Source organism: Bacteroides faecichinchillae JCM 17102 (genome assembly GCF_000614145.1).
Taxonomy (GTDB): Bacteria; Bacteroidota; Bacteroidia; order Bacteroidales; family Bacteroidaceae; genus Bacteroides; species Bacteroides faecichinchillae.
This window is the reverse complement of the sequence record NZ_BAKK01000042.1, coordinates 20,962-34,823: the sequence shown is the minus strand read 5'-3', so window position 1 is coordinate 34,823 and position 13,862 is coordinate 20,962. Positions and strand designations below refer to the sequence as shown.

Annotated in this window: 8 protein-coding genes and 5 pseudogenes; 12 read left to right on the top strand and 1 reads right to left on the bottom strand. The window is 50.7% G+C overall.

Annotated elements, in window-relative coordinates:
• From JCM17102_RS24475 to JCM17102_RS28105, 12 genes and pseudogenes are all read left to right on the top strand, one after another.
• Positions 1-1,255, top strand: a 1,255-nt coding sequence (locus JCM17102_RS24475; RefSeq protein WP_033886997.1) for a cell surface protein, incomplete at its 5' end; no start/stop codon positions are given.
• 8 nt (positions 1,256-1,263) lie between these two features.
• Complete coding sequence (locus JCM17102_RS17030; RefSeq protein ID WP_025076025.1) at positions 1,264-3,360, top strand: hypothetical protein; 2,097 nt, start codon at positions 1,264-1,266, stop codon at positions 3,358-3,360.
• An 85-nt stretch (positions 3,361-3,445) separates the two neighbouring features.
• Positions 3,446-4,525 (top strand): glutaminyl-peptide cyclotransferase, encoded by a 1,080-nt coding sequence (locus tag JCM17102_RS17025; RefSeq protein ID WP_025076024.1) that lies wholly within the window; start codon positions 3,446-3,448, stop codon positions 4,523-4,525.
• Between the two features lie 13 nt (positions 4,526-4,538).
• Complete coding sequence (locus tag JCM17102_RS17020; RefSeq protein WP_025076023.1) at positions 4,539-6,629, top strand: TonB-dependent receptor; 2,091 nt, start codon at positions 4,539-4,541, stop codon at positions 6,627-6,629.
• Positions 6,630-6,633: 4 nt separating this feature from the next.
• Positions 6,634-7,773 (top strand): ABC transporter substrate-binding protein, encoded by a 1,140-nt coding sequence (locus JCM17102_RS17015; RefSeq protein ID WP_004301256.1) that lies wholly within the window; start codon positions 6,634-6,636, stop codon positions 7,771-7,773.
• Positions 7,774-8,753: pseudogene (locus tag JCM17102_RS28120) on the top strand (FecCD family ABC transporter permease).
• Positions 8,750-9,504, top strand: a pseudogene (locus JCM17102_RS28115) (ABC transporter ATP-binding protein). Before JCM17102_RS28120 ends, JCM17102_RS28115 begins: the two co-directional pseudogenes overlap by 4 nt.
• 14 nt (positions 9,505-9,518) lie before the next feature.
• A complete protein-coding gene (locus JCM17102_RS17000; RefSeq protein WP_004301249.1) occupies positions 9,519-10,286 on the top strand; it encodes a threonine/serine exporter family protein in 768 nt (255 codons plus the stop codon).
• Positions 10,283-10,783 carry a threonine/serine exporter family protein gene (locus JCM17102_RS16995; protein WP_004301247.1) on the top strand — a complete coding sequence of 167 codons (501 nt, stop codon included), beginning with the start codon at positions 10,283-10,285 and terminating at the stop codon, positions 10,781-10,783. The genes JCM17102_RS17000 and JCM17102_RS16995 overlap by 4 nt, the downstream gene beginning before the upstream one ends.
• Before the next feature lie 3 nt (positions 10,784-10,786).
• A pseudogene (locus JCM17102_RS28110) lies at positions 10,787-11,522 on the top strand (DUF6064 family protein).
• A gap of 116 nt (positions 11,523-11,638) precedes the next feature.
• Positions 11,639-11,737, top strand: a pseudogene (locus JCM17102_RS32250) (ABC transporter ATP-binding protein); the annotation flags it as partial.
• A pseudogene (locus JCM17102_RS28105) lies at positions 11,734-12,328 on the top strand (DUF2284 domain-containing protein). The pseudogenes JCM17102_RS32250 and JCM17102_RS28105, both read left to right, overlap by 4 nt.
• Positions 12,329-12,428: 100 nt before the next feature.
• On the opposite strand, the gene JCM17102_RS16980 reads toward JCM17102_RS28105, so the two are convergent.
• A complete protein-coding gene (locus JCM17102_RS16980) occupies positions 12,429-13,829 on the bottom strand; it encodes an OmpA family protein (RefSeq protein ID WP_004301238.1) in 1,401 nt (466 codons plus the stop codon).
• Positions 13,830-13,862 lie beyond the last annotated feature (33 nt).

Sequence of the window (13,862 nt, the reverse complement as noted above, 5' to 3'; positions counted from 1 at the left end):
AACCTATACGTTTAAGGAAAATCAGGTGGGAGTTTTTCCGATTACCATAACAGCATCCAACGAGGATGGTGAAACCAAGAAAGAGTTGGAGATAGAGGTGGTCGAGAATATGCCCTATAAGGTTGTTTTCCCTGCCCCGTCTTATGAGCAGTCTGTTTCCACACGCTATACGTTTGTCGGGCGACCGGTGTTCTTGCGTCCATTGCTGGACTATTTCGAGAATCCGCAATACCGCTGGAGCGTAGACGGTAAGCCCGTGGAGGGTGAAACCGGTCGGGTATATAAGTTCACCCCTTCGTTCGCCGGAGAATACCGGATAACCGTCTCTGTCACCGAAATGCAAAATGGCATATCCGTGGAATCCGCCGTCACCGTAGTTTGCGTGAACGGGTCGGAAGCCTCCGGATATCGCGCCGCTTCAGGTGCGAGTTCAGCCTATTCCAACAGAGTGTATGAATATACGCCGGCTCCCGGACAATTCATCAACGAAACCAATACTGGCGGTTTTACCGGTAGCGAATCGACCCGAGAAGCGGCCGTCGAATATGCTTCCAAGCGTATTGCCAAGCAAAGTTATGTATCTCTCGGCTCCTTTGGCGGTTACATCATAGTAGGATTTGACCACAGCATTCAGAATAAGGGCGGATATGATTTTGCGATTCAGGGCAATGCCTTTGATTCTTCCAATGAACCAGGGATCGTGTGGGTGATGCAGGATGTCAACGGCAATGGGCTTCCCGATGATGAGTGGTACGAACTGCGGGGCAGCGAAACAGGTAAGCCCACCACCATTCAAGATTATGAAGTGACCTATTTCCGACCCGCCTCGGATGGATCACACACTTATTGGATTGACAATTTGGGAAACACCGGCTGGGTCGATTTCAATGCCTACCACACGCAACCTTACTATTATCCGTTGTGGATCACAGCCGACTCCTACACTTTGTACGGTACTCGACTACTGCCACGCAATTCACAAAGTCCATCCACGGGTTACTGGAGTAACTCTCCTTATGACTGGGGGTATGCGGATAATTGCGGTTCCGATATGTTGACTGGTGATTCGTATGACGGTTCTGGACAGAAAAACGGATTCAAAATATCTAATGCCATGTATCACGACGGCTCTCCGGTAAATCTCCAATACATCGACTTCATAAAAGTTCAGAATGGAGCCTTGGCTAAAAGCGGCGTTTTAGGAGAAATCTCTACCGAAGTATTTTCGTTCCAAGATTTAAATATGAACAAATAAAATGATAAATGATGAAACTCAAACAAATTTTTATTGCATTCCTTTCGGTCATAGCATTATACTCATGCTCTGAAAAAGAGGATATCCCGGCAGATGCCGACGATAATTTCATAACGAAAGTGACCGTGTCGGTTGCAGGAGAAACTTATTCCGCCGTTATAGCATCAGACACCATCACCGTGACCGTCCCTTATACCGTGTCGCTGAACGGGGCATCCGCAACAGTCGAGTTTACCCCTTCCGCCAAAATCATGCCTGACCCAGCAACAATCTCCGACTGGGATACGGAGCGCACATTCCGAATTACCTCCTTTAACGGCCAGGCGCATGATTATACTTATTTGGTTATCAAGGATGAAATCCGTAGCAAAGGCAACGTTGAATTGAAAACTCCGGCGGAAATCGTATCATTTGCGGCTACCGGAACATCCATTATAAAAGGCGATTTGGTTATTGGTTCCGACAGTGATGATGCCGAAAAAATCAAAGATATTTCAGCCCTCGGAATGTTGAAAGAAATCGAAGGGAATATCATCATACGCAACAGTTATACCGGTGGAACGCTGACCGGTTTGGACAACATTACCAAAATCGGCGGCTTGTCGATTGGTTCGGAGGAAAACTCGGCTGCGAACGAAACGCTGGAGATGGTCTCCATGACCAAATTGAACGAGGTAACGGGCAATATTCATGTGTACAACAATGGTGTAAAATTCGTTCAGTTTGATCTGCTAAAAGCTATTGAGGGTGATTTTGTTATCAGTTCGTCCACATTGGCAACGCTTCAAATACCCGAACTGATAAACGTCGGAGGGGCATTAAACATTTTCGGTATGGGTAAAGGTGCAATTAGCACGTTGGTATTTCCCAAAGTACAGACTGTTAAAAATTCGTTGAGTATTAATGAAATATCAACTTTAAAATCTATCTCTTTCCCGGAACTTATTGAAACAGGAAGTATTAATTTTTCATCTTTGCCTATCGAGTTTGAAAAATTATCAATGCCCAAGCTTTCTGTTGTTAATGGAGATTGTTTAATTATTTCGAACTATATTCAAGGAGATTTGTTTTCTACTACAGGAAATGTTTCTCTTACTAATCTTGATGAAATGTCGAATCTGGCAACCGTAACAGGCATTCTTTCAATTTGTAATTTCAATGAACTTTCATCATTATCAAATCTTAAAAACTTAAAAAGAATAGGCTCGTTAAAATTAGAGAAGCTGATAAATTGTTCTTCACCTATAGATATTAGTGATGCTGTTTTTTCTGCTAAAGATTCAGAAGAATCCATTATACGCATCTCGGAATGTAATAAATTGCAAAAACTTATAACGAAAGATGATCTTTTGAATGTTTCTGTTGATATTCATGCTTATGCAAATAGCTATGTTGATTTCAATTTTAAAAAGGTAAAAAAATTATCATACAGAACACCAGACAAAAAAGTTTTTACCCTTCCAATTGAAGAGGTACACGGCGACTTTTATTTTGGTGCAGGGATGAAATCTGGCATCATTGCAAATAATCTTAAATTTGTTGACGGCTATATGCATCTCAAAATTGGCATGATGGTATCGAACTTAGAATTTTCGAAACTTGAAAAAATAGGCGGTCAATTTTTTATGGAGGGGACGCTTAATACTCCTAAAATGGTTCATAATTTTAGTAATTTAAAATCGATTTGTTGCAATTCAAATCCATCATATGCAAAAGAAGGTAAGTGGTCAACCAACAACCTTCCATATGGAGGATTAGATATCCGTTCTACAACCACTTATGAGCTTTTTCCTGTGCTTGAAAAAGTTGGAGGAGCGGGAATAACGATTCATGGATTTTCCGCTTTCTCATGCCCTGAATTAGTTACTATAGCTGGCTCTTTAAGTGCAGATGCAGCTTCCAAGCTAACATCTTTTGATATGCCGAAACTTAAAAGTTTATCAGGAGTAAATCTCGTTAGGCTTACTGCTTTTTCTGATTTTTCTATGTTTGAGGCTTTTATCAAGGATAATCAGATTACTGAACCAAATTGGATTGTAAGTGACTGCAAATACAACCCCACCTACCAAGACATGAAAGACGGGAAGTACAAGCCTGCCGAATAGATAACCAAACAATAAATTTTCTGCCAATCCTCAGTATGCTTACCGTAAGGTAAGACTACCGAGGATTAACTATAAAAATAACGGTATGACCTATCACCAATTGAAATATCTGCTATGGAGCGTAGTTGTCGGAGTGACACTATCCTTGACATCCTGCATGAAGTGGGACTACGGCGATACCGTGGAGGATTTCAACGCCACGGGAGCCGGACTGTTCATTACCAACGAGGGCAATTTCCAGTACGGCAATGCCTCGCTGAGCTACTACGACCCGGAGACCAAACAGGTGCAGAACGAAATCTTCTTCCGAGCCAACGGCATGAAGCTCGGCGACGTGGCACAGTCAATGATCATCCACGACAACAAAGGCTGGGTCGTGGTGAACAACTCCCACGTTATTTTTGCCATCGACCTGAACACCTTCAAGGAGGTGGGACGCATCGAAAATCTGACCTCCCCGCGCTATATCCATTTCCTGAGCGACGAGAAAGCCTACGTCACCCAGCTGTGGGACAACCGCATCTTCATCATCAACCCGCGAACGTATGAAATCATCGGACATATTCAGGTGCCGGACATGACGATGGAAAGCGGCTCGACGGAGCAGATGGTGCAGTACGGGAAATACGTCTATTGCAACTGTTGGAGCTACCAGAACCGCATCATCAAAATCGACACCGAGACCGACCAAGTTGTCGATGAACTGAAAATCGGCATCCAGCCCACATCGCTGGTCATGGACAAGTATAACAAGATGTGGACGATTACTGACGGCGGCTACGATGGTAGCCCCTACGGTTACGAAGCCCCCTCGCTCTACCGCATCGACGCCGAGACCTTCACTGTGGAAAAGCAGTTCAAGTTCAAGTTGGGTGACTGGCCCTCGGAGGTGCAGCTCAATGGCGACGGGACGAAGCTCTACTGGATTAACAAGGACATCTGGAGCATGGACGTGACAGCAAGCCGTGTGCCGGTGCGCCCGTTCCTTGAATACAGCGGCACGATTTATTACGGACTGACGGTAAACCCCGCCAACGGAGAAGTGTACATCGCCGATGCCATCGATTATCAGCAGCAGGGCATGATTTACCGCTACTCGCCCGAAGGGAAATTGATAGATAAATTTTATGTCGGGATTATCCCCGGTGCATTTTGTTGGAAATAAGAAAGGAGGCAATATGAAAAGACTATATCTGTTATTCGCTTTGACGGCATGTCTCCCCACGGCACTCTTTGCGCAGCAGACGGAAAGCAAAAAGCGGTCGGCCTGGCATCTCACCATACCGGAAGTCACGGTCATCGGACATCGGCCGATGAAGGAAATCGGCGTGCAGAAAACGAAGTTCGATTCGCTCGCACTGAAAGAGAACATCGCTCTCTCGATGGCCGACATCCTGACCTTCAACTCGTCCGTGTTTGTCAAGAGCTACGGCCGCGCCACGCTCTCGACGGTCGCCTTCCGCGGCACGTCGCCTTCACACACGCAGGTGACGTGGAACGGGATGCGTATTAACAACCCCATGCTCGGCATGACCGACTTCTCCACCATTCCGTCCTACTTCATAGACAACGCATCGCTGCTGCACGGTACTTCATCGGTGAACGAAACGGGCGGCGGACTGGGCGGTCTGGTTAAGCTTGGTACCACCCCCACCGTCGCCGAAGGGTTCAACGCCCAGTACGTGCAGGGCATCGGCTCGTTCAAGACCTTCGACGAATTCGCCCGCTTCACCTACGGCAGCGAGCGGTGGCATGTCTCCACACGTGCGGTCTACTCCTCGTCGCCTAACGATTACAAGTACACCAACCACGACAAGAAGATAAACATCTACGACGAGGAGAAGAACATCATCGGACAGTACCACCCTGTGGAGCGCAACCGCTCCGGTGCATTCAAGGATTTGCACCTGCTTCAAGAGGTCTATTACAATACCCGCAAAGGCGATAAATTAGGTCTGAACGCATGGTACATCAACTCTAACCGGGAACTTCCGATGCTCACGACCGACTACGGCAATGCCGCCGACTTCGAGAACCGCCAGCGGGAACAGACTTTCCGCAGTGTCCTTTCGTGGGATCATATCAAAAGCAACTGGAAACTTGGCGTAAAAGGCGGTTACATACACACATGGATGGCCTACGACTACAAGCGTGAGGTCGCACCTGATAACTGGGCGTCGATGACCCGTTCCCGTAGCAAGGTAAATACGTTCTACGGGCAGGCTGAAGGTGAATACAGTCCGACAAAACGTTGGTTTTTCACCGCTAATGTATCGGCTCATCAGCATTTGGTACGCAGTGAGGACAAGAACATCATCTTGCAAGATGGCGGCAAGGCCATCGTGGGCTATGACAAGGGACGTGTGGAACTCTCCGGCTCTGTATCCGCCAAATGGCAGCCGATAGATCGGCTGGGCATGTCGGTAGTGTTGCGAGAAGAAATGTACGGTTCCGAATGGGCTCCGCTTATACCGGCTTTTTTTATTGACGGCATCATTTCTCCGAAAGGGAATATGATGTTCAAAGCTTCTGTTTCACGCAATTACCGTTTCCCAACGCTGAATGACCTCTATTTCCTGCCTGGTGGCAATCCCAATCTGAGAAACGAGCGTGGTATCAGCTACGATGCAGGTGTAAGTTTCGAGGTCGGCAAGAAGAATATCTATAAGTTGAATGGCAGCATGAACTGGTTCGACTCCTACATCGACGACTGGATTATCTGGCTGCCCACCACCAAAGGATTCTTTTCGCCCCGCAACGTGAAGAAGGTGCACGCCTACGGCATCGAGGTCAAAGCGAACCTGGCCGTGCAGCCGGCAAAGGATTGGCTCATCGACCTGAACGGCTCTTATTCGTGGACACCCTCTATCAACGAGGGCGAGAAAATGTCACCTGCTGACCAGTCGGTGGGCAAACAGCTGCCCTACGTGCCGGAGCATTCCGCCTCGCTGACAGGACGGTTGTCGTGGCGGTCGTGGGCGTTCCTTTACAAGTGGGCGTTCTACTCGGAGCGTTTCACCATGTCAAGCAACGACTACACGCTGACAGGACACCTGCCCGAATATTTCATGAGCAACGTCTCCTTGGAGAAAAACCTGTTTTTCAAACCGGTGGACGTTCAATTGAAATTTGCAGTCAATAATCTCTTCAACGAGGACTACCTTTCGGTGCTCTCGCGCCCCATGCCCGGTATCAACTTCGAACTGTTCATCGGCATCACCCCGAAGTTCGGAAAAAATAAGAAGAAATCCGTAAATACAAATTTGTAACAATATGAAAGCATTGAAAAATCTGAGCCTGATATTGCTGCTTGTACTGACATTCACAGGCTGCCATGATAAGAGTTCCAAACTTGCCGATTTCAACCGAACGGCCTATACACCTGAATACGCTTCGGGGTTTAACATAAAAGGTGCTGACAGCAGAAAGAGCGTATTGGTTACCGTCACGAACCCTTGGCAGGGAGCCGACAGCATTACCACGTGCCTGTTCATCGCCCGTGACGGCGAAGCCGCTCCCGAAGATTTCACCGGTCAGGTACTCAACGGGAATGCCGGACGCATCGTCTGCATGTCTTCGACCCATATCGCCATGCTTGACGCGATCGGCGAAACGGGGCGCGTGGTCGGGGTATCGGGTATCGACTACATTTCCAATCCCGATATTCAGGCACGACGCGACAGCGTCGGCGACGTGGGCTATGAGGGGAACATTAACTATGAGCTGCTGCTCTCGCTCGATCCCGACCTCGTACTGCTTTACGGCGTGAACGGGGCCAGCTCGATGGAAGGGAAACTGAAAGAACTGAACATCCCGTTCATGTATGTCGGCGATTACCTGGAAGAGTCGCCGCTGGGCAAAGCCGAATGGCTGGTGGCATTGGCGGAGGTTGCAGGAAAACGGACAGAGGGAGAGAAAGTGTTTGCCGAGATTCCGGTTCGCTATAACGCTTTGAAAAAGCGAGTAACCGATGCAGCCATCGATGCCCCTTCAGTGATGCTCAACACGCCTTACGGCGACAATTGGTTCATGCCCTCGACCGAAAGCTATGTCGCCCGGTTGATCAAAGATGCCGGAGGCGATTACATCTACAAGAAGAACACGGGAAACGCTTCCGCGCCCATCGACCTCGAAGAGGCGTATCTGCTGGCCTCGCAAGTCGATATGTGGCTGCATGTGGGTATGGCGAACACGCTCGACGAACTGCGAGCCGCCTGCCCGAAGTTCACCGACACCCGGTGCTTCCGCAACGGATACGTCTATAACAACAACGCCCGCACGAATGCCGCCGGCGGCAACGACTACTACGAGTCGGCCGTGGTGAATCCCGACCTCGTGCTACGAGACCTCGTAAAGATATTCCACCCCGAACTGGTCGCAGAAGATTTCGTCTATTACAAGCAATTAAAATAAATGCGCTCCCGTTCCGTCCTATTATTTACCGCACTGGCTGCCCTCACCCTCTTCCTGTTTCTGCTGGATTTGGCGGTGGGGGCTGTCGCCGTGCCGCTCGGCGATGTTTGGGCGGCCTGACGGGTGGCGATTGTCCGCGAGCGACGGCGAAAATCATACTGAATATCCGACTGATTAAGGCGGTGGTCGCGTTGCTGGCCGGAGCCGCCCTGTCGGTCAGCGGTCTTCAGATGCAGACCCTCTTCCGCAATCCCCTTGCCGGGCCTTACGTGCTCGGTATCAGTTCGGGCGCGAGCCTCGGCGTGGCACTCGTCGTACTTGCCGGTGTCGGCTCGTCGATAGGCATCGCTGGGGCGGCATGGCTCGGAGCGGCAATCGTGTTGGTTGTCATCGCCGCCGTCGGACACCGCATCAAAGATATCATGGTAATTCTGATTCTCGGCATGATGTTCTCGTCGGGAATCGGTGCGGTCGTCCAAATATTGCAGTATGTTGCCAACGATGAATCCTTGAAAATGTTCGTCATCTGGACGATGGGATCGCTCGGCGACGTGACCTTCAATCAGCTTGCGGTACTCATCCCGTCGATTATCGCCGGATTGTTGTTGGCCGTAATCACCATCAAGCCGCTCAACCTGCTGCTGTTCGGCGAGGAGTATGCCGTGACGATGGGGCTGAACGTCCGTCGCTCACGCGGACTGCTGTTCCTCTCCACGACGTTGCTGGCCGGCACGGTGACCGCCTTTTGCGGTCCGATAGGTTTCATCGGGCTGGCCATGCCCCACGTCACGCGGATGCTGTTCCGCAACAGTGACCATCGGGTGCTCGTGCCGGGCACCGTTCTTTCGGGTGCTTCCGTGCTGCTGCTTTGCGACCTCGTTTCCAAACTGTTCACCCTGCCGATCAACGCCATCACCGCGCTGCTGGGAATCCCCATCGTGGTGTGGGTGGTCTTGCGCAATAAATCCGTTACGGCATGATAGAATTACACGATTTATCCATAGGCTACGGGGATCGAACCTTGCTCAGCGAGGTAGAAGCCACAATCGAAAAGGGCAAACTGACAGCCTAATCGGCCGCAACGGTACGGGCAAATCGACGCTGCTCCGGGCTATTGCCGGGCTGAACCGCCGTTATTCCGGTCGAATCCTGCTCGACGGACGCCCCGCCGCCGATACGCGAACCGCAGAGATGGCCCGAACGCTGGCGTTCGTCACGACCGAGCGCACACGCATCGCCAACCTCAAATGCGAGGACGTCGTGGCTATCGGCCGCGCACCCTATACCAATTGGATAGGAAGGATGCAGAAGGCCGACACGGAAATCGTTATGCGGTCGCTCGCCTCGGTAGGCATGGAGGACTATGCGGAACGCACGATGGACAGGATGTCGGACGGCGAGTGCCAGCGCATCATGATCGCGCGGGCGTTGGCGCAGGATACACCGATTATTCTGCTCGACGAACCCACCTCGTTCCTCGATATGCCCAACCGCTATGAATTGTGTACGCTGCTGGCACAGCTGGCACACGACGAAGGGAAATGTATCCTGTTTTCGACCCACGAACTCGATATCGCCATGTCGCTCGCCGATGCGATAGCCCTTATCGACCCGCCCCGACTGGTATGCTTGCCCACCGAAGAGATGCGCCGGAGCGGCTGCATCGAACGGCTGTTCCGCAATAAATGCGTGACGTTCGATACTGCGACAGGTGTGGTAAAAGTCCGATAAACAATGATCCGCATATGAAAACGCAGCAGGAACTTTGCGATATACTCGGTTTCATCGCCGAATACGCCACCTATCAGCTCGGCTCGGGAGTTCACACCTCGCGGGCGGTCCGCAATTCACGCCGGATCGGCGAAGCGCTGGGCGTGGACGTTCAGTTGTCGAGTTTCCAAAAGAGTACGATACTGACTGTGCTCGACCTCGGGAGCGGCGAGTCCGCAACCCGTGTGGTGGCAATCCCGTCGCTCCCCATCAGTTTCGAGCGGAACTCTGATTTGAGTGCCTTGAGCTGGGACGCATTGGACGAGGGCCTCTCGCTCGACGAAATCCGCAGCCGTTACCGGACGCTGGTTGACAAACCGCGCATGGACCCGATCTTCACGCTCGTGTTCGTCGGACTGGCCAACGCCTCGTTCTGCAAGCTCTTCGGCGGCGACTGGACGGCCGTGGGCATCGTCTTCACGGCGACACTCGTGGGCTTCGCCGTCAAACAGCGCATGCAGGCTCACGCAGTCAATCACTTTCTCGTCTTCGCCTGCTCGGCTTTCGTCGCGTCACTCTGCGCCACGGCCGCCTTGCGTTTCGACTGCACAGCCGAGATCACTTTGGCCACCAGTCCGCTGTTTCTCGTGCCGGGCGTGCCGCTCATCAACGGGGTCATCGACATCATGGAAGGACACGTCCTTATGGGTGTCAGCCGGCTGGTCAACGCCATGCTGCTGATCGTCTGCATCGCCGTCGGTTTGTCGGCCACTTTGTTAATGGTTAAAGATTCGCTGCTATGATCGTGACGGATATTCTGCTCGACGGACTCTTCGCCGCTGTCGCCGCCATCGGATTCGGGGCCATCTCCGATCCGCCGATGCGAGCCTTTCCACGCATCGCCCTGCTTGCCGCCATAGGCCACGCCTTGCGTTTCACGCTGATGCACTGTTCCGCACTGGATATCGCCACCGCATCGCTTTTCGCGGCCTTTGCAATCGGTATGGGCAGCCTATGGCTCGGCCGCGGTGTCCGCTGCCCGATGACCTGTCTCTACATCCCGGCTCTGCTGCCGATGGTGCCGGGCATCTACGCCTACAAGACGGTTTTCTCGCTCATCATGTTCCTCCAGTCGCTCGATCGGGCTGACGAAGGGATGCGCTACATGCAGCAGTTTTTTCTCAATGCCACCGTATCGCTGAGTGTCATTGCGCTGCTTGCCGCCGGTGCCACGCTGCCGATATTCATCTTCAAGCGCCGGGCCTTCTCTATGACCCGACGCACACGAAAAAATAGTTAGGTTATGGAAATTTTTTGGAACACGATCGCGGCCTACAATGCCGCAACCTGGCCTGCGCAGATTGTCTTTACGGGCATTGCAACCCTGCTGCTTCTGTTGCTCTGCCTGCGGCCGACAAACACTGTGCGCATCGCATGAAGAGTTTCATGGCGATGCTCAACTTTTGGATTGCCGGAGTCTATTACATGATCTATTGCCGACCGCGCGAATATCACGGCATGTTAGCACTCTTCTGGGCCATCATGGTGGAATCTGGATTTATGACCTGCTGGTGAAACACGCCTCGCTCGAACGCACCGGCCAGCACAACGCATTCGCTGTCCTGCTCCTTGCCATGCCGTTGATATATCCCCTCTGCTCGCTGGCGCTGGGCCACGAATTCCCCATGATGACCTCGCCCGTCATGCCCTGTTCGGTGGCGGTTTTCACCATTGGACTGATGCTCGCCTTCTCGGAGCAGGTCAATATCGTGCTGGCCATGTTCCTCTGCCACTGGGCGCTGATCGGACTGTCGAAAGTCTACTTCTTCGGCATACCCGAAGACTACCTGCTGGCGTGCAGTACCGTACCTGCACTCTACATCTTCTTTCGGGAGTATGTCCGAAGCAACGCCGACCGGCCGACGAAACCCTCGGCCCACGTACTCGATGCACTGCTCATTGCGCTGAGTCTGGTCGTCGGCATCTTCTTTACCGTCACGCTCCTGCACCAACTCGACCTATTCACCCAAATCATCTGATTTATACGCGCATGCTCAAACAAATATTTTACCATTGCAATGGACTCGAGCCGATAAACCGGCACATAACTCGATATTACCTTTATAGCCCTTTTCTCGATTTACCGGTTCTGCTGACGAAGGAGATGCGCCTGAGCGGCTGTATAGAACGGCTGTTCCGAAATAATTGCGTGAAGTTCGACACTACAATAGGATTCATTAAAGTGAAGCAATGACTGAAAAATATATCATAGAGAATTTCACGGCAGGCATCGGCGTGGATGAATATATTTCACGTTTCCGGGATGAGAAACGGTTTGTCGAGTTTTGCAGGCAATGCCCTAATTACGGTAACAGTTGGGGATGTCCGCCGTTTGATTTCGATACCGGAGAATTTCTGCGCCAGTACAAGTATGCCTATCTTATGGCTACCAAAATTATTCCTATCGAAAAAGGCATCCCGATAGACAAATCACAAGAGTTAATCAGACCAGAACGAATCAGGATAGAAAAAGAGTTGCTGGAACTGGAGCACAGATACGGAGGCAGGGCATTCGCCTATGTAGGAAAATGCCTATACTGTCCAGATTCCGAATGCGCCCGCAAATGCAACCGTCCTTGCCTGCATCCGGACAAAGTACGTCCCTCGCTTGAAGCATTCGGATTCGATATAGCACGTACTCTCGGAACTTTTCGGGATAGAACTGCTTTGGGGAAAGAATGATATTTTACCAGAATATCTTGTGCTCGTAAGCGGATTATTTCATAACTCGACAGAAAATATTATCAGTCATACGAAGCGTAATCCGGATTCAGGAAACCTATAATCTTATTACTCTCATTGATAACGTTATGATAGCCATTCACAAAAAAGTCCCTGCAATCCGGATTATAGATTGAGGGACTTGATGAAAGTTAATGTAAAAACTAAAAGAATAACTCCACTTTCGTATGCCTGTTGGCTTCGACCGGCACATGGTCAGCTATGCCGCCCCTGCTTACCTTGACGATGCGTTCGATCGGTATGCCACGCTTTTCTAATTCTGCAACGATATGATCCGCTCTCAATGTGCTTAATGAACCATTAAGCACGGGAGTTCCAGTCGAACTGTCGGCCGCGCCGGTCACTTTCACGGATAATCCGTATTTCTTGGCCACGCGAGCCAGTTCATCAAGGTTAAGCATTTGGGAAGCATCCGTCAGGTGCGCCGTATTGAGGTTAAAAAAGAAATAGACAGGCGACCCGATGCAATTTCCGGCTTGTATGAGTTCCGTCTTTTCAGAAACGATTATGCCCGGTTGTTCGGAATCATCTCCGTTGTTGCCATATATAATACTTGCAGAATCAAGTGGCGAGATTCCATCCCAATGCCGGTTTTTCAATCTTGCCCGAAGTGAGTTCAATCCGCTGTAATTATTTCTGGGATAACCTTGACGGCGGTCGGTCTCATCGTCATTAACCAGATGACCGTACTTGTCAAGCAAGCCTTCTATTTCCAGAATTTTCAACAATTCTGCGAGCGTCCGTCGGTTGCGGTCGTACCAGTCTTTATAACGCTTGTTTTCTCCGGACAAGACATTGGCATAATCCACGAGCCACTCATTCTGACGAATGTAAGGTGTTGCATCAACCGCGCGTTTCCAACCGACCTTTCCGAGATGAAACGTGAAACCGGCGGTCAGCGATACCATGTGGTCGCCGAGGCGGTTCGGGCGTCCGTAACCATCGAAGTCCTGAAAGGTGGTCGTGCCGGAGAGTTCCAACATGGCACTTACTCGTTTGGAAATCCGATATTCTCCCTGTACGCCATACGAAACAGCAAAGGGATTATTCCCGTTAGAAGCATTGTGCAACAGGCCGACACCGGCAAAGGGAGCAAGATTCCAGCGTACCTGTTCTTGCCGGGCATATCTGCGGCCAAGGACATTCCACAGCAGATCCGCATGGATATGGTGGTATTCCTGATTGGACAATGTTCCATCTTTGAACTGCACACCGCTGTAATTGATACGTGCACCGACGGACGGAGTGAACCATTTTCCGACTGCGAAACTGTACGAGGGTTTCAAGCGTCCGAAGAGGTCTTCGCAGCCGAGAGGTGTGCCGAGAAAGGCGGACGTACCCCCGGCAATGCTGACAAACCAGTTGCCAGTCCGGGATGCCGGAAGTACCACTCCGTCAAGATAGACGGGCTGTATCGGTTGCCGTTCCTCCGAGACATTATAGTACGGTGTATGTTGTACAGTATCCACCTGTACGGGTTGTACACTTGCCTGCGCCTGCAACGTGCAAAGCACGGCCAATATAAAAAAGATCTGTTTCGTCATATTCCAATGATATTATTCGTTATACTTTTTGAT